The organism is Halorubrum hochsteinianum (assembly GCF_023702125.1).
Taxonomy (GTDB): domain Archaea; phylum Halobacteriota; class Halobacteria; order Halobacteriales; family Haloferacaceae; genus Halorubrum; species Halorubrum hochsteinianum.
In genome coordinates this window covers 433,289-449,661 of the sequence record NZ_CP098415.1, presented here as the reverse complement: position 1 = coordinate 449,661, position 16,373 = coordinate 433,289, and the positions used below count along the sequence as shown (strand labels likewise).

Annotated in this window: 20 protein-coding genes; 14 read left to right on the top strand and 6 right to left on the bottom strand. The window is 69.8% G+C overall.

Going from position 1 to position 16,373, the window contains the following annotated elements:
* Nucleotides 1-11: 11 nt before the first annotated feature.
* Together NAF06_RS02235 and NAF06_RS02230 are read left to right on the top strand one after the other, a co-directional pair.
* On the top strand, nt 12-1,007 hold the full coding sequence (locus tag NAF06_RS02235) for a carbohydrate ABC transporter permease (RefSeq protein WP_008581686.1): 996 nt from the start codon (nt 12-14) through the stop codon (nt 1,005-1,007).
* Nucleotides 1,004-2,065: a sugar ABC transporter permease gene (locus NAF06_RS02230; RefSeq protein ID WP_008581685.1), complete on the top strand. Its 1,062-nt coding sequence runs from the start codon at nt 1,004-1,006 to the stop codon at nt 2,063-2,065. Before NAF06_RS02235 ends, NAF06_RS02230 begins: the two co-directional genes overlap by 4 nt.
* A 299-nt stretch (nt 2,066-2,364) precedes the next feature.
* Here the strand turns inward: NAF06_RS02230 and NAF06_RS02225 are convergent, their stop codons facing one another.
* Nucleotides 2,365-3,396: a glutathione S-transferase family protein gene (locus tag NAF06_RS02225; protein ID WP_008581684.1), complete on the bottom strand. Its 1,032-nt coding sequence runs from the start codon at nt 3,394-3,396 to the stop codon at nt 2,365-2,367.
* A 499-nt stretch (nt 3,397-3,895) separates the two neighbouring features.
* Between NAF06_RS02225 and NAF06_RS02220 the strand changes: the two genes are divergently transcribed.
* Nucleotides 3,896-5,149 (top strand): NAD(P)/FAD-dependent oxidoreductase, encoded by a 1,254-nt coding sequence (locus NAF06_RS02220; protein ID WP_008581679.1) that lies wholly within the window; start codon nt 3,896-3,898, stop codon nt 5,147-5,149.
* A gap of 21 nt (nt 5,150-5,170) precedes the next feature.
* On the opposite strand, the gene NAF06_RS02215 is transcribed toward NAF06_RS02220, so the two are convergent.
* From NAF06_RS02215 to NAF06_RS02205, 3 genes are all read right to left on the bottom strand, one after another.
* A complete protein-coding gene (locus NAF06_RS02215) occupies nt 5,171-5,587 on the bottom strand; it encodes an Hsp20/alpha crystallin family protein (protein ID WP_008581678.1) in 417 nt (138 codons plus the stop codon).
* Between the two features lie 3 nt (nt 5,588-5,590).
* A complete protein-coding gene (locus NAF06_RS02210) occupies nt 5,591-5,746 on the bottom strand; it encodes a DUF7559 family protein (protein WP_008581677.1) in 156 nt (51 codons plus the stop codon).
* A 100-nt stretch (nt 5,747-5,846) separates the two neighbouring features.
* Nucleotides 5,847-6,257, bottom strand: coding sequence for a hypothetical protein (locus tag NAF06_RS02205; RefSeq protein WP_008581676.1), 411 nt, complete (start codon nt 6,255-6,257; stop codon nt 5,847-5,849).
* Nucleotides 6,258-6,384: 127 nt separating this feature from the next.
* Between NAF06_RS02205 and NAF06_RS02200 the strand changes: the two genes are divergently transcribed.
* Together NAF06_RS02200 and NAF06_RS02195 are read left to right on the top strand one after the other, a co-directional pair.
* Complete coding sequence (locus tag NAF06_RS02200; protein ID WP_008581675.1) at nt 6,385-8,247, top strand: radical SAM protein; 1,863 nt, start codon at nt 6,385-6,387, stop codon at nt 8,245-8,247.
* 3 nt (nt 8,248-8,250) lie between these two features.
* Nucleotides 8,251-9,165: an MBL fold metallo-hydrolase gene (locus NAF06_RS02195; protein ID WP_008581674.1), complete on the top strand. Its 915-nt coding sequence runs from the start codon at nt 8,251-8,253 to the stop codon at nt 9,163-9,165.
* Between the two features lie 43 nt (nt 9,166-9,208).
* Here the strand turns inward: NAF06_RS02195 and NAF06_RS02190 are convergent, their stop codons facing one another.
* Together NAF06_RS02190 and NAF06_RS02185 are read right to left on the bottom strand one after the other, a co-directional pair.
* A complete protein-coding gene (locus tag NAF06_RS02190; RefSeq protein ID WP_008581673.1) occupies nt 9,209-9,829 on the bottom strand; it encodes an HAD family hydrolase in 621 nt (206 codons plus the stop codon).
* Nucleotides 9,830-9,910: 81 nt separating this feature from the next.
* Nucleotides 9,911-10,393, bottom strand: coding sequence for a DUF7321 family protein (locus NAF06_RS02185; protein WP_008581672.1), 483 nt, complete (start codon nt 10,391-10,393; stop codon nt 9,911-9,913).
* 115 nt (nt 10,394-10,508) lie between these two features.
* Here NAF06_RS02185 and NAF06_RS02180 point away from each other — a divergent pair, with 115 nt between their 5' ends.
* From NAF06_RS02180 to NAF06_RS02140, 9 genes are all read left to right on the top strand, one after another.
* Nucleotides 10,509-11,393: a DUF7319 domain-containing protein gene (locus NAF06_RS02180; RefSeq protein WP_008581671.1), complete on the top strand. Its 885-nt coding sequence runs from the start codon at nt 10,509-10,511 to the stop codon at nt 11,391-11,393.
* Nucleotides 11,394-11,488: 95 nt separating this feature from the next.
* Complete coding sequence (locus tag NAF06_RS02175; protein ID WP_049908586.1) at nt 11,489-12,136, top strand: halocyanin domain-containing protein; 648 nt, start codon at nt 11,489-11,491, stop codon at nt 12,134-12,136.
* Complete coding sequence (locus NAF06_RS02170) at nt 12,133-12,522, top strand: DUF7318 family protein (protein WP_006629745.1); 390 nt, start codon at nt 12,133-12,135, stop codon at nt 12,520-12,522. Before NAF06_RS02175 ends, NAF06_RS02170 begins: the two co-directional genes overlap by 4 nt.
* A gap of 7 nt (nt 12,523-12,529) precedes the next feature.
* Nucleotides 12,530-13,339, top strand: a complete 810-nt coding sequence (locus NAF06_RS02165; RefSeq protein WP_049908584.1) for a cytochrome b — start codon at nt 12,530-12,532, stop codon at nt 13,337-13,339.
* 4 nt (nt 13,340-13,343) lie between these two features.
* Nucleotides 13,344-14,162, top strand: a complete 819-nt coding sequence (locus NAF06_RS02160) for a cytochrome b family protein (protein WP_008581667.1) — start codon at nt 13,344-13,346, stop codon at nt 14,160-14,162.
* Between the two features lie 81 nt (nt 14,163-14,243).
* Nucleotides 14,244-14,675 (top strand): DUF7315 family membrane protein, encoded by a 432-nt coding sequence (locus NAF06_RS02155; RefSeq protein WP_006629742.1) that lies wholly within the window; start codon nt 14,244-14,246, stop codon nt 14,673-14,675.
* A 4-nt stretch (nt 14,676-14,679) separates the two neighbouring features.
* A complete protein-coding gene (locus tag NAF06_RS02150; protein ID WP_006629741.1) occupies nt 14,680-14,958 on the top strand; it encodes a DUF7314 family protein in 279 nt (92 codons plus the stop codon).
* Between the two features lie 108 nt (nt 14,959-15,066).
* On the top strand, nt 15,067-15,819 hold the full coding sequence (locus tag NAF06_RS02145) for an NAD(+)/NADH kinase (RefSeq protein ID WP_008581666.1): 753 nt from the start codon (nt 15,067-15,069) through the stop codon (nt 15,817-15,819).
* 99 nt (nt 15,820-15,918) lie between these two features.
* Nucleotides 15,919-16,362: a DUF7313 family protein gene (locus tag NAF06_RS02140; protein ID WP_008581665.1), complete on the top strand. Its 444-nt coding sequence runs from the start codon at nt 15,919-15,921 to the stop codon at nt 16,360-16,362.
* The last annotated feature ends 11 nt before the right edge of the window (nt 16,363-16,373 follow it).

The following is a 16,373-nucleotide window of genomic DNA, read 5'->3' as shown; positions in this document are numbered from 1 at the left end:
CGCCGGGAGCCATGGCCTCTTCGCAACCCGGAACCGCCGCGAGCGGACTGTCGCGCCTCCGGTCGGCGCTGCCCTTTACCAGTCGCGACTGGGGGCTGCTGCTCGTCGCGCCCGGCGTGCTCCTCTTTTCGAGCTTCATGCTGTACCCGATCTTCTATCTCTTCTACATCTCGCTCACCGACGCGACGTTCGCCGGGTCGGTCATCGGGGGCGAGGCCGAGCTGATCGGGCTGGCGAACTACGTTCAGCTGATCTCCGACTCGCAGTTCTGGACCTCGATGACGACGACGTGGCTGTTCGTCGCCGTCTCGCTCGTGGTCAAGGTGTTCCTCGCGGTGGGGATCGCCCTCCTGTTGAACCACGTCCGGGTCGCCGGGAAGCGGTACATGCGCGCGGCGGTGATCGTCCCGCTGGGGTTCCCCGGCATCTTCACGATCACCGTCTGGCGCGGGATGTTCAGCGACGCGCGCTACGGCGTGTTCAACACCATCTTGGGCCGGTACAACGACGTCATGGCGTCGCTGTCGGCCCCGCAGGCGCTCCTCTTCGACGTGCCGATCGGATTCCTGAGCGGTCGCTGGGAGGCCTTCTTCGCGTACGTCACCACGGAGGTGTGGCTGGCGTACCCGTTCATGGTGATCATCATCGTGAGCGCGCTGCAGGACGTGCCGCGGTCGCTCCACGAGGCCGCGATGGTCGACGGCGCGGGCGCGCTCCAGCGGTTCCGCACCGTCACGCTGCCCGCGATCAAGGGGCCGGTGCTGTTCGCGTCCATCCTCACGGCCGCGACCTCGTTCCAGCAGTTCCTGATCCCGTGGGTGTTCAATCAGGGCGGTCCGGACCGACAGAACGAGTTGATAATCGTGTACGGCTACCGCGAGGCGATCACGTTCAACCAGTTCGGCTTATCGGCGGCGATCTTGATCGTCGGTATCGCCTTCGTCGGGCTGTTCATGTACGTCGCCGTGCGCTTCGGCGGCCTCGCCGAGGGGGTGGGTGACGAATGAGCGCGATCCGCTCGTTCGCGTCGCTCGTCGCCGCGAAGCTGGTCGCGCTCGCGACCGCGCCGAAGCGGTTCGTCGTCACGGTCCAGCGCGCGGTCTACGACGTCCGGACGGGCAAGCGCACCCCGTGGGACGTCGCCAAGAGCGTGCTGATGACGCTGTTCGGCCTCGCGATGGTGCTCGTGCTGCTGTTCCCGCTGTTCTGGATCACGACCGCGTCGCTCGCGGAGGGGACGCGGCTGTTCAACACGAGCGGCATCTTCCCGGACCCGACGACGTACAACCTCGACGCCTACCGGTGGGTGATCTTCGAGTCCGACTTCTTCTTCGTCGACGGCGACTGGGGCTACCCCCAGCTCGTCGTCGGCGGGGGCGGCGGACTGGTGAGCTTCCGGTGGGCCGGCACGGAGACCGGTCCGGGCGCGGTGTTCAACAGCCTCTACATCGTCAGCGTGACGCTCGCCGCCGGGTTCGGGATGATCGTCCCGGCGGCGTACGCGTTCTCGCGCCGGCGGTTCGTGGGCCGCAAGCGCATCCTCTACGGCTACGTCCTCTTCACGCAGATCGGTGCCGGGCTGTCGATCGCGACGCTCGTGGCGCTGTACTCGCTGTTCAGCACCTACGGACTCACGAACAACCTCTTCATCTTGGGGCTGTTCTACGCCGCGTCGGCGATCCCGTTCAACACGTGGCTGCTGAAGACGTACATGGACAACATCCCCGTCTCCTACGAGGAGGCGGCGATGGTCGACGGCGCGAGCTTCTTAGAGACGATCCGGGAGGTGATCATTCCCCTGACGAAGCCGGGGCTCGCGGTCGTCCTCATCTTCGTCTGGCTCGCCGGCTGGAACGAGTTCATCATCGCGCAGACGCTGCTCCGTCCGGAGAACTACCCGCTCTCGGTGGAGCTGTACAACATCGCGACCGAGGGCCGGTTCTCGACGCCGTGGACGCGGTTCGCGGCGTTCGCGAACCTGTTCGCGCTGCCGGTCGCGATCGTCTACCTCGCAGCGCAGCGCTCCGTCGAGGACGGGCTCTCGTTCGGCGGGATGGAAGGGTAGCCGCGGCGGTCCTGACCCTTCCTACTCCGATTCATCGACCGCTCAACACACGCGCATACTGAGCGATTCCGCCCCGTTTCAGACGATTCCAACTCCTTCAAAAATAAGCAGGAGCGAGACGACGAGCGAAGCGATCATCAAACCGTAGCCGATCTCCTGTTTGGTGATGTTCATAAATCGAACTGAACGCCACGTAATAAACCGCTTTCGTCGGTCAATGCGTGCGGTCGATCGGCCGGCCGTTCCGGCCCAAGCGTCTCCCGAAAGATGAACTCTCGACGCGGCCGGCTCGCGTTCCCTCAGTCCGCGGCGTCCGGCGTCGGGGCCTCGCCGCCGAGCCGGTCGCGGTCGTGCTCTGCCTCGAAGTCGAGGTCGGGACCGCGCGCGATGATCCCGGTCGGCGTCACGTCCGGATGCGTGGTGTAGTAGTGCTCTTTGATGTGGTCCATGTTCACCGTCTCCGCCACGCCCTCCGTCTGGTAGAGGTCGCGGAGGTACGGCCAGAGGTCCTCGTACTGGTGGATGAACTGCCGGTTGCACATGAAGTGCGTGTGGTACACCTGATCGAAGCGGATCAGCGTGGTGAACATACAGATGTCCGCCTCGGTCAGCGAGTCGCCGACGAGGTACCGCTGGTCCGCGAGCCGGTCGTCGTAGCGGTCGAGCGCGTCGAAGAGGTCGTCGATCGCCTCGTCGTAGGCCGACTGCGAGGTGGCGAAGCCGGCGCGGTAGACGCCGTTGTTGATCGGCTCGTAGATGTCAGTGATGACCTCGTCGACGTCCGCGACGGTCGCGTCGTCGTCCTCGTCCGGCAGGAGCGACGCGCCGTTGCCCAGATCCGCGAACGCGGTCGACAGCATCCGCAGGATCTCGCGGGACTCGTTGTTGACGACGGTGTCCTCCTCTTTGTCCCACAGCACGGGGACGGTCACCCGGCAGGTGGCGTCCGGATCCGCTTCGACGTACAGTTCGCGGAGGTAGTCGCTGTCGTGGAGGTGGTCGGGGGTACAGCCGTCCTTCTCGGGGCTGAACTGCCAGCCGTCCTCGCCGCGCCACGGGTCGACGACCGAGACGCTGATGGCGTCTTCGAGGCCCAGGAGGGACCGCGCGAGCAGCGTGCGGTGCGCCCACGGGCAGGCGTACGAGACGTACAGGTGATACCGGCCGGCCTCCGGCTGGAAGCGCTCGTCCGGCTCGGCGTCGACGTGGTCGGGCACGTCGCTGCCGGCGATCCAGTTCCGGAAGGTCGTCTCGCCGCGCTCGAACGCCCCCTCCTCGTTCGTCGTCTCGTAGGTGTCCGTCCGCCACTCGCCGTTCACGAGTTGGTTCATGTCCGTTACGTGGGGTTCCTCCCGTATAACGTGGGCGGGGACATACATGTCACCGGCCGTACTCGGTTGCTGTCCGGATTTTTGTCGTCTACGTGGTGACCGCCGAAAATCCAGCCGCTCGATACGAGGCAGTTACTTCCGTGGACACGACCGCCGAAGCCCCAGTCGCGAGGCGGACGCACGCTCGGGGCGGTCCTCGCTCGTTCGCTTCGCTCACTCGCTGCGGTCCTGCCGTCGCCTGCGTCCGCCTCGCGACTGCCCCTTCGAGTCCCACCCCGCAACACCGCAACCGCAACCTCACGCCTCCCCAGCCTCGTCGGTGGTCCTCCGCTTCGCTCCGGACCACCGACTCCCTCGCGCGTGCTACTCGGTCGCGGGGCGACCTCGTAGGCACGCGCCCCCGCAACGATTCGATTCGCCGGCCGCGTCGTCCCGGTGTCTTTTCGGTCGGCCGCGTCGTCCCGGTGTCTTTTCGGTCGGCCGCGTCGTCGGCCGAGTCATGAACGAGCGAGCCGAACCCGCGCCGACGGTCGCGGTCGTCGGCGGCGGCGCGGTCGGCGTCACCGCGGCCCACGACCTCGCGGCGCGCGGCGCAGACGTGACGCTCTACGAGCGCGGAGAGTTGGCGGGCGGCAGTTCGGGGCGCGCGGCGGGCCTCCTCTACGACGCCTACGCCGAGGACGTCGAGGCCGCGGTCGGCGCTCGCGCGCTGGAACGGTTCCGCGCGTTCGACCGAACGCTCCCCGGGTTCTCGTTTACCCCCTGCCCGTACGTGATCGCCGTGCGCGAGGGCGACGCCGACGCCGACGCGGTCCCGGCGATGGTCGAGCGCATGCGCGGCCACGGCCGCGAGGTCTCCGTCGTCGACCCCGACGCGCTCGGCGAGCGCTTCCCTTCCCTGCGCACCGACGACCTCGCGGTCGCGGCGGTCGCCGAGGGGGCCGGCTGGACGGACCCGCCGAGCTACGTCCGCGCGCTCGCCGACCGGGCCGCCCGCGAGGGGGTCGCGATCGAGACGGAGACTCCGGTCGCGCTCGGCCCGCGGACCGAGTCGGGCCGGGAGCTATCGATCGGCGAGGGGGAGGAGGACGGCGGTTCCGGGGCCGAGACGCGCGCGTTCGACGCGGTCGTCGTCGCCGCCGGGGCGCACACCCGGTCGCTGCTCGCGGACGCCGGCGTCTCGGTCCCGGTCGTCCCGTACCGCGTTCAGGCGCTCGTCGCCGCCGACGCTTACGACGGGCCCATGGTCTACGACGCCACCGCGGACGCGTACCTCCGCCCGCACCCGGACGGCCTGCTCGCCGGCGACGGCACGGAGCCGGTTCCGGCCGACCCCGACGACTACCGGCGCGAGGCCGACGACTGGTTCCGCGCGGACGTCGCGACCGTCCTCCGCGAGCGCCTCGACGGCGCGGCGGCCGGCGGGGACTTCGACCCGGACGCCTCCCGGGCGTGGGCCGGGCTCTGTACCGCGACGCCCGACGGCGACCCCCTTCTCGGTCCGGTCGGCGCGACCGGGAAAACCGACCCCGCGCTGTTCGTCGCCGCCGGCTGGCAGGGACACGGGTTCATGCGAGCGCCCGCGGTCGGCGAGATCGTCGCCGAGGGGGTGTCGGCGTCGCTCGACGGGACCGCGTTCGACGCGCCGGACTCGCCGTGGATCGGCGCGTTCGACCCGGCGCGGTTCGACGGCGACGAGGAGTTCGAGATCGCGGAGGGGATGTCGCTGTCAGAGCGGACGGAGAACGGATAGATCGCCCGAAAACGGGCGGCGTCAGTCGTCCTCTTCGACGACGTCGACGTCGCCCGACCCCTCTCGCTTGGGGATCTCGACGTGAAGCGTGCCGTTGCGCGTGAGCGTCGCGTTCGCGCCCTCGGGGGTCACGTCGGCGTCGCGGGGGAGGTCGACGCTGCTCGACAGCGAGACGCCGCGGCCGGGGAACACGAGGTCGTAGCCGTCGTAGAAGTCCCGGAAGCGTTCGAGGCTCACCTCGACGGTGTGATCGAGGAAGGTGACGTCGACGTCCTCGCCGCGGACGCCGGGGGCGTCGAAGACCACGAGGTACGCGTCGTCGCTCTCGAGGAGGTCGTACGAGAGGGGGCGGCGCTCCTGTACCTTCCCCCACCCGCGGCCGACGCGTTCGAGGGCGCTACGGAGCGCGGACCGACCCGTCTCGACGAGTCCGCCCACGGCTCACACCTCGATTTCGACGAGGTCGCTCCCGCCGCAGTACGGGCACGAGAGGTCCTCGACGGCGTGGTCGTCGGGCACGTCGTACGTGTAGTGGTTCTCGAACATGTCGAGTTCGCAGTCGTCGCTCTCGCACTTGACCTCCATCGTCGATGGCATGTCGAGCCGTAGTGTCGGCGAGGGCTTAAACGGCGTGGCGGCGGCGACGCGAGTGCCGGCCCCCCCTCTCCTCGGTCGTCTCCCGTCCGGTGCCCACGAGTTACGCTCGCTCGGCCCGGTACCGCTCCGGGACGAGGGTCCGTTCGGCCAACAGGGCGACCGCGCCGCCGCAGACGACGCCCACGACGACCGCGTCAGTCACCGACAGGAGCGACCCGCCGCCCGCGACGGCGAAGACGCCGACGACCAGCGCGAACGCGGGGAGACTGACGATGAGGAGGATCCGTCCGAGCGTCTCGCGCCGAGGTGCCGGGATCCGGTCGCGAGCGAGCCACGCGATCGGTCCCGCAGCGAGGGCGGCGAGGACCGCCGACCCGGCGACCACCCCCCACGGGGGAGTCCCGGAACCGACGAGGCTGCCGGCGCTCAGCAGGGCGAACAGGCCGAGGAAGGCGTACGTGAGAAGCGTCGCGCGGCGGGGCGTGAGGAGGGGCTCGTCGTGGAGGGACATATTTCCTCACACGCGGATGACGCTAATAAATCGGTCGGCGGTCGCCGGTCGTTTCCCGGTGGTCACGTCCTGGCCACGACGGACCTTCCGCACGCTTTTCCCGTCTCGGCCGCCTACTCCGGGTAACATGACCGATTCCTCGGCGGCCGGCCGCGGCTCCCTCCCGCCCGACCCGGCCGACCTCTCCGTCACCATCGTCGACGGCTACGTCGACGAGCCGGCCCACTTCGGCGTCCCGCCGTACCTCTCGACGTACCCCCGGTACACGGCGGGCGCGCTCGTCGACGCCGGCGTCCCCGAGTCGCGGATCACCTACCACACCATCGACGAACTGCGCGACGACCGCTCGAAACACGCCGACGTGGCGGACGCCGACCTCATGGTGTACGTCGGCGGGATGACGGTGCCCGGGAAGTACGTCGGCGGCACCCCCGCGGAGCCGGACGAGGTGCGCGAACTCGGCTGGACCGCCGACGGCGTGACGCTGCTCGGCGGGCCGGTGCGGTTCGGCGTCGGCGAGGAGAACGCGGGCGCACAGGAGACGCAACGGGACGACCTCGATTACGACTTCGTCGCGATGGGCGACGTCGAGGCCGCGGCCCACGACCTCGTCCGCGAGGGGTTAGAGGGGTACGGCAACCGGATGCGGACCAACGAGGAGGTCGACCGGTGGGCCCGGAAGGGGGCGTTCGTCGTCGAGCAGCACCCGAACCACCCGGACTACCTCATCTGCGAGCTGGAGACCTCCCGCGGGTGCGCGTATCGGTGTTCGTTCTGTACGGAGCCGCTGTACGGCGACCCGGCGTTCCGCGCGCCCGGCTCCGTCGTCGGCGAGGTCGACGCGCTCTCGGACCGCGGGGTCGCGCACTTCCGGCTCGGCCGGCAGGCCGACATCCTCGCGTACGGCGGCGACGGCGAGGCTCCGAACCCCGACGCCTTACGGGAGCTGTACGGGGGGATCCGCGAGGTCGCGCCGGACCTCCGAACCCTCCACCTCGACAACATGAACCCTGTGACGATCACGGACTACCCGGAGGCGTCCCGGGAGGCGATCCGGGTCATCGCCGAGCACAACACGCCCGGCGACACGGCGGCGTTCGGGCTGGAGTCGGCCGACCCGGTCGTCCAAGAGGAGAACAACCTGCTCGTCACCGCCGAGGAGTGTCTAGAGGCCGTCCGCGTCGTCAACGAGGAGGGTGGCTGGCGGCCGGGCGACGCCCCGGAGACGACCCCCGGCGACCCCGACCGCGTGACGGGCCCCTCGACCGGTCCCGACGCCTCGCCGCGGCTGCCGAAGCTGCTCCCCGGGATCAACCTCGTCCACGGCCTGACGGGCGAGCGCCCGGAGACGTACGAGCACAACAAGCGCTTCCTCCAGACGGTGTACGACGAGGGTCTGATGCTCCGGCGGATCAACATCCGACAGGTGATGGCGTTCGCCGGGACCGAGATGGCCGAGACGGGCGCGGAGATCGCTCAGGAGCACAAAGACCAGTTCCAGGCGTACAAACGCGAGGTGCGCGAGACCATCGACAACCCGATGCTCGACCGCGTCGTCCCGCCGGGGACGGTCCTGCCGGACCTCCACCTCGAGTACCATCAGGACGGCAAGACGTTCGGGCGACAGCTCGGGACCTACGCGCTCCTCGTCGCGGTCCCGGGCGAGCGCGAACTGGGGACCACCGTCGACGTGGCGATCACCGACCACGGCTACCGCTCCGTGACGGGCGTCCCGTACCCGCTCGACGTCAACGCGGCCTCGATGGACGAACTGACGGCCATCCCCGGGATCAACCGGAGCACGGCCGGCGACGTCGTCGTCGGTCGCCCGTACGACTCGGTCGCCGACGTCGGCGCGGTCGACCCCGGGATCGTCGACCTCGCGGCGTACGCGGTCGCCGGCGACACCGACGTGCCGATCCCCGGCCGCGACCGCCCCGGCTCCGGGCCGGGACCGGCCGTCCGGTCGTCGCTCGGCCGCGGGGACTGACCGATGGCGGGCGACGACGGACGCGGGTCGGACGCGGGCGACGACGAACCGGGATCCGACACGGCCGGCGGCTCCCCCGCGGTCACCCGCGTCGAGGTCCCGGTCGACACGCGCGCGTCGGGGGGGACCACGAACGCCTACCTCCTCGACGGCCTGCTCGTCGACCCGGCGGCCCGGACCGACGCCCTCGACGAGGCGGTCGCGGAGCGCGGGGCGGCCGACGCGGTCGCCCCCGCCGTCGAGGCGATCGCGGTCACTCACACGCACCCGGACCACGTCGGCGCGGTCGCCGAGTACGCCGCGGCGACGGGGGCGACCGTCGTCGCCCGCGAGGGCCGCGTCGACCGGTTCGCCGCGGCGACCGGGGTCGACCCCGACGAGACGGTTGCGCCCGGCGAGACGGTCGCCGACACCGGCGTCCGCGTCGTCGACACCCCGGGGCACGCGCCCGATCACGTCGCGTTCGCGGCCGGCGAGCCGGGGGCGGGATCCGAACCTCCGGCGGGCGGATCGGGACGCTCCGCGCTGTGCTGCGGCGACCTCGCGGTCGCCGAGGGGAGCGTCGCGGTCGCCGCGCCCGAGGGGGACCTGGCCGCGTACCTCGCGAGCCTCGAACGCGTGCGCGACGCCGGCTACGACCGCCTCCTCCCGGGACACGGTCCGGCGATAGACGATCCGGCGGCGACGTGCGACCGCCTGATCGAACACCGTCGCGCCCGCGAGCGCGACGTGGTCGCCGCGATCGACGCCGGCGCGGCCGACCTCGACGCGGTCGTCGACGGCGCGTACGAGAAGGACCTCTCCGGCGTGCGCGACCTCGCGCTGGCGACGGTCGCCGCGCACGTCGAGAAGCTCGTCGGCGAGGGCCGGGTCGACGAGGCGTGGCGCGCACGGCTCGCGGACGCCGGGTTCGACTGAGTCCGGCCGGCCCGGACGATCGATCCTACCGCTTCGATACCATCTACTGCTCCGCTTCCAACTCCGCGACGACCGCCGACAGCGGCGTCTCCGTCACGTCGACGAAGCGCCCGCCGGCGGCGACGATCCCGCCGTCGGTCTCGGCGTCGTCGCCGACGTGGACGAGCCCGGTCGTCGAGGTTCCGAGCGCCTCGGCCGCGGCCTCGAACGCGGAGGGGTGGGGCTTGCGCCAGCCGCAGCCGACGCTCGTCGTGACCGCGTCGAACTCGCCGCGGAGCCTCGCGCGGATCAGCGTCCGCGGGACGAGTTCGGGCACGGCGCAGTTCGAGAGCAGCCCCACCGGACCGCGCTCGGCCGCGCCGCGGACCGCCTCCAGCGCGCCGTCGCGCCGGGTCACGTCGGGGTCGAACGCCGCGATCACGGCGTGTCTGGCGGCGTTCTCCGTCACGTCGACGCCGCGGGAGTCGAGCGCGCGGGCGACGTGCGCGGGGAGGGGGACCTCCGCGCCGGCCGGTGCCTCGACGTGTCGCTCGCCGTACGCGACGTGCCAGTCGTCGGGGACCGCCACGTCGCGTGACTCCAGTTCGCGCGCGACCGCTTCCGCCGGGTCCGACGGGTACTCGACGTCGACGAGGGTCCCGAACAGATCGAAGGTGACTGCCACGATACCCCCTGTTAAGAGCAAACCCGGATTGAAGCTGTCGGTCCCCGGAACGCCTCGCGACGCCGGCCGGCCGCCGAGCGGTCAGAACAGCGAGCCGAAGTGGAGCGTGAGAAGCCGGTAGATCCCGGTCACCCACGCGCACAGCCACAGCAGCATGAAGCCCGCGACGCCGGCCCGGAGCCGCTTCCGCCAGTGACCCATGTCCTCGTGGATCTCGCCGATGTCGACGTCGGGGTCCTCGTACGCGTCGGCGTTCCGCTTGGCCTGGAAGATCCGGACGATACCGGTCAGCGCGAACGCAAGCAGGGCGTACGCCTGAACGCCGAAGAAGGCGTGGAGGATCGCCATCCCCGTCAGCTGGTCGAGGATGCGCGGGAGCATCCACCCGACCAGGGGGACGGTCGTGAGCAGGAGCCCGGCGACGATGTACCGCAGGTGCCGCATCAGCACGTTCCACGACACCGTCTCGGCGTCGATCATGATCCAAGCGCCGTACAGGAGGAAGGGGAGACTCGACGTCACGGAGGCCCCGGCCAGCGCCGCGATGACCGACTCTTCGACCATGCGAGCGGCTATGCGCTCCGGCGCGTAAAGCCCCGCGATCCGCGGCCGGCGGGTCGGTCCCGTCGCCCGGGCGCGGACGAAAACAGTTAGCGTCAGGAGCACGTACCGCGATACGATGGAGGACACCTCGACGCGGTCGGAGTCGGAGTCGCCGCCGGAGGAGCCGGCAGACTCGGCGTCCGACGGTTCGGGAGGCCCGGACGCGGAGGCCGAGACCGACGGGTCCCGCCCGGCCGGCTCCGGCGGCGCTTCCGAGGACGAGACCGACATCGAGGCGCTCCGCGAGCGCGTCGAGTCGGAGTACGACTTCGACGACTTCGGTCCGTCGGACATGGCGAAGATGAGCGCGGAGGAGTGGGACGCCGCCTTCGACCCCGACACGTGGATCACGGGCGAGCGACTCCTCGACCGCGTCGACGCCGAGCTGAAGTCCCGGATCGCGACCCGAGACGTGTTCGGGGTCTTAGAGCGCGTCCGCGAGGACGGCGAGGAGCGCATCCTCGTCTACTCCGACGAGGGGTACGCGATCATCCGCCCCACCGGCGAGGTGCGCGGCGAGGGGACGGTCCTCCGCGACATCGAGCCCGTCGTCGCGCTCGCGGCGATGGACTCCTACGAGGTGCCCGAACCGCCCGAGGACTGGTCGCTCCCGCATCCGGACAGCGTCCCGGAGGGGTCCGGCGAGTTCGGCAACCTCGTGATACAGGTCGTCGCCGCGATCCAGGTGCTGGCCGGCGTCGCCCTCCTCGTCGCGAGCGCCGTGGCCGACCTCGGGACTATCGTCGCGCCGGCCATGGGCATCGTCTTCCTGCTCGTGGGCGGGTTCCTGTTCGCGATGGTGGCGAACGCGCGGCTCTCGGACCGGTTCCGTTCCGAGGAGTACCGGGACCGACTGCGGGCGCTCCGCGAGGCCAAAGAGCGGCCCGAGTTCGTCCCCGTCGAGGACGGCGTCGTGACCGACGAGGCCCCCACTAAGAGCGACCGCGACCGCGACGAGTAATCCGCCGATTTCGGCGGTCTCAGCCCCCGAAGCCTCCTCCACGTCGGCGGTTTCAGTCGGTGGGTTTAAGCGGACCCCGTCCTGAGGGAAACTGTATGAAAAGGCGGGACTTCGTGCGGACGGCCGGCGGCGCGACCGCCGCCGTCGCGGCCTCCGCCGGGGCGACCGGAACGGCGGCTGCACAGGAAGTGGAACCCGACTGGCCGAGCGGTGCTTCGGGCGGGAACGTCGGGTCCTACACCGACGCCCGCGGCCAGGACGAAGTGACCATCTCGGTCGGGGCCGGCAGCAGCGGCCTCGCGTTCGACCCGACGCTGGTGTGGGTCGACGAGGGGACGACGATCGTCTGGGAGTGGACGGGCAACGGCGGCGCACACAACGTCCAGACGGTCGATGACGGCGGCCCGGCCGCCCTCGATAGCGGCGACCCCGTCGGCGAGGAGGGGACCACCTACGAGTATGAGACGTCGAGCGAAGACGCCGGCATCACCCACTACCACTGCGTGCCTCACACCGCTACCGGCATGCACGGCGGCATCGCCGTCGGCGAGGACATCGCGACCGTCGAGGTCGGCGGCGCGAACACCGGGTGGCCGGAGGACATCGCCCACGTCGGCGTCCCGCTCCACGCCCACTGGGTCGGCATCTCTGCCATCCTCGGTATCGGTTTGACCTTCGTGTTCACGTTCTACATGCTCAAGTACGGCGAGTCGGCCCACACGGGCCACGGGGGTGCGAGATGAGCTCCGGCGGCTCCTCGTACGGTGACATCCACCGCTACGAGCCGGCCCGCGAGAGCACCGCGGCCGCGATCGCGATCGTCCTCCTGACGGTCGTGGAGGTCGTCTTCGTGGCGCTTTTCACCTACGGGCTGATGTCCGCGTGGGCGTCGACGGAGGCCGGGAACATGTACGTCGGCGCGCTGCTGGCGCTCATCTTCATTGACCTCGCGTTCATCCTCCTGCTCTACCGGAAGGAGTTCCTCCCGGACGTGATGATCGTGAAGAAGCGCCGGCGCAAGTGGGAGGACCTGTACGTCCGGGAAGAGGACAAGGAGGGCAACGGCATCGACACCGGAAACCTCGCGGACACGCTGAAACGGGCTGTGTACCCGTACTACAAGAAGTGATTCGACAATGAGTCTGAAAAAACAAGACGACATGGACCACAACGCGTGGCTCAAGGGCCAGGACCTCACCGCCATCGAGACGGTGTTCCTGACCACGCTCATCTGGCTGGACAAGCGGCTCCGCATCGTCGACTACCTCGAACTGTTGGAGACGATGTACTACCGCGCGAACCTCCAGATGCCCAAGAGCCACACCGAGCAGTACGACCTTGACAACAAGTTCTGGTACTGGTACCCGCTGTACTCGCTCGGGTCCCTTTCGATTATCGCGTACCTGCTCGCGGCGGTGTCGGGCGCGATGCTCGGGTTCTACTACGCGCCGTCGACCGCGGGGGCGGTCGCGCAGGGCGACCCCACCGCCGCGTACGACTCGATGGTGATGATCATGAAAGACGTCCAGTTCGGCTTCATGCTCCGGTCGATCCACCGCTGGGCGGCGCAGTTCATGGTGGCGGCGGTGTTCCTCCACATGCTGCGCGTCTACTTCACCGGCGCGTACAAGGAGCCGCGCGAGGTCAACTGGATCCTCGGCGTCGTGCTCATCGCCCTGACGCTGCTGTTCGGGTTCTCCGGGTACGTCCTGCCGTGGAAGCAGCTGTCCTTCTGGGCGGCGCAGATCGGCGTCGAACTGGCGCTCGCGACCCCGCTCGTCGGCGAGTGGGCGGCTCAGCTGCTGTTCGGCGGGTTCACCCTCGGACAGGCGACGCTCGTGAGAATGTACATCCTGCACGTGTTCGTGCTGCCGTTCGTGGTCACCGCGCTCATCGCGATCCACGTCGGCATCGTCTGGGTGCAGGGCATCGCGGAACCGCACTAATCCAATGACCGACGACACCACCCCAACGGCCGACGACCGCACCGACGAGCAAGTGCGCACGGACGGCGGCACCGACGAGGCGGCGCGCACCGACGGCGGGCCGCCGGCGACGGTCCCGCCGGACGACGAGACACCGACCTGGTCCGAGCGCAAGGAACGCAGCCAGGGGCTCGCACAGCTCACCTACCAGTACTTCGAGCGCTCCCGGCGCGAGGACGAGGACCTGCGCACGGAGTCGACGTACGTCGAGCGCGACGTGCTCGGCTTCCCGACGTGGCCCCACGAGACGATCCGGAACCTCGCGATCACGTCGTTCTTCCTCGGGATCATCCTGCTCGTGGCCTCGATCCTCCCGTCGCACTTCGGGGATCCGGCCAACCCCGGCTCGACGCCGGCGATCATCCTGCCCGACTGGTACCTCTACTGGTCGTTCGGCCTGCTGAAGCTCGACCCGATCAACCCCGACCTCGCGGTGCTCGGCGGGAACATCGTCATGTCCAACGAGCTGCTCGGGCTCATCGCCCACGGGGCCATCTTCGGCGTCATCACGCTCGTTCCCTTCCTCAACAAGGGGAACGCCCGGCGGCCCGTCGAGGAGCCGGGCTGGGCCGCGCTCGGCGTCGCCGGCGTCATCCTGGCGATCACGCTGGCCGTGCTCGCCATCCAGAACTTCTTCCCGGTCCAGCTCGAGCTGCTGTTCTCGCTCGTGTTCATGCTCCCGGTGGCCGGCGGCGTCGTTACCTACGCCGTGCTGAAGACGATGCGCGAGGGGTACATGTACGACCTCAACCGCCGGTACTACATGCTCCGGCCGCCGAAGTAACGGCCGAGAACCGCACACCACTCCCGCTCGCACCGCAGTTCCGACCGCCACCCACCCGCTTTCCGCCGCTCCGCGTCACCAATGTCATCCTCAACAGACGGCGACTCCACGCAGGCGTTCGACGAGACCGGCGATCCGATCGCCGGCGACGACGACGCCGACCCGCGCAACGAGCCGACCGGTCCGCGGCAGGGACCGAGCGGCCGCGAGATCGTCGTCCCGTTCAGGCTGTACAAGGCGGTGACCGTCTTCTCGACGCTCGCCGCGGTGGTGACCTACTTCGTCGGGTTCACGCTCATCGACGCCGCGACGCTCCAGATCAGCTTCATCCGAACGACCATCGTCTACCTGCTCGACAGCGCCGGGATCCTGCCGCCGGAGGACGTGCTCGTGGCGATTCTGGCGATCACCGGCGTGGGGTTCATCGTCCTCGGAACCGCCGTGTACGTCCTCGGAACCCGGTTCCGCGGACAAGGGATGGGAAAGTCTCAAGACGACGCCAACGAAACGTGAGATAATGGCAGACGAGTTCATGAAGGGCTTCGCCCTGTTCGCGATCGGCGGTCTCGGGTGGATCACCTTCGGCGGCTGGTACCGGACGCCGTCGTACTACGAGGTGGTTCAGCTCGTGAACCCGGCGGAAGGCGTGAACACGGCGTACGGTGAGATCGGACTGCTCGCGGGCGACATGTTCTTCTGGCTGATGATCCTCGGTATGCTGACGTTCTGGGTGCTGATCCCGGTCAGCCGGCAGCTCCGCGCCTCCCTCAACGACGACGACGCGGCCGCGAACTGAACACACGACCGCTCGTCTTCCTTCCCGTTCCTCCGGAGGGTCCGTCCCGGACTCGGCGACCGCCGACGAACCGGGAGCTTTTCACCTCCGCTCGCCCCACCACCGCGCATGAGTGAGCCGACGCGCCGCCTCGCGGTTCTCGGCGACGGCGAGCCGGCGGCGGCGATGCGAACGGCGGCGACCGCCGCCGACGCACGCCTCGTCGACCTCCCCGAGAGCGACGCGATCGTCGCCGTCGGAGCGACCGCGCTGCGGGACGCGGCGCGAGCGGTCGCGAGCGGGGACGCGCCTCCGGTCCCGATCCTCCCGGTCGGTGACGGCCGTCACGCCGTCGACGCGGCCCTCGCGGCCGACCGACTCGACGCCGTCGTCGACGGTCTTGAGGGATCCGAGGGCGCAATCGGGGGATTCGAGCGCGTCGGCCACCCGGTTCTCGCGGTCGAGGGCGCGGGGGACGGTCGGCGTCGCCTCGCGGCGGCGGACGTCGCGTTCGTGACGGCGACGCCCGCGCGGATCTCGGAGTACGGGCTCGCGTTCCCCGACGGCGAGTCGGTCTCGGTGCGCGCGGACGGGGCCGCGGTCGCCACGCCGCTCGGCAGCGACGGGTACGCGGCCGCGGCCGGCGGGCCGGTGGTGTCGCCGGGGAGCGGTCTCTCCGTCGTCCCCGTCTCGCCGTTCACCACCCGCCCCGACACGTGGGTCGTGACGGACGGCGTCCGCGTCACCGTCGAGCGCGGCGAAGAGCCGGTCGCGCTGGTCGTCGACGGGACGCGTCGCGGGACCGTCGAGCCGCACCGACCGGTCCGCGTCGAGACCGCGGCGACCGTCGATCTCCTCTCGCCGACCGCTGAGACCGGGTGAGCGCCGACGCGGTCCGGTCCGGCCTTGCGGCGACCGTTCCCGTCCCGCGGGCGCGGCGATCGGAAACACTCTAATACGTCGTGAACGGAAGTGGTGGATATGGACCCACTGCAGTTCCTCGTTCCCCTCGGCTGGCTGTCGGCCGTCGGGCCGGTGCTGCCGTACGCGATCTTCGTGATGACCGTCGCGAACCTCGCGACGCGGCACCTCGCACACAGGCGGCACGTCGAACAGGGACAGGACGCCGACAGCGTGGAGGCGTACGACCCCCACGTGTTCACCAACGTCGGACTCGTTCTCCTGTGTTTCCTGTTCATCCTCGATTCGCCCGTCAGCGGGACGATCCTCTCGGTGCTCGTGCTCGCGATGTTCATCGCGGACCTCTTCGAGCTCGAGGCCCGGAACGTCGAGGCGCGCAACGACATGGATATTGAGGCTCCGAAAAGCTCTATCGCCGCCTCGCTCGTCGTGCTGGTGTGGTCGTCGTACTACGCGCTGTTCTTCGTCATCGAAGGGATCTGGAACCAGTTCGTCGTCGCCTGACGAGGTCGGCG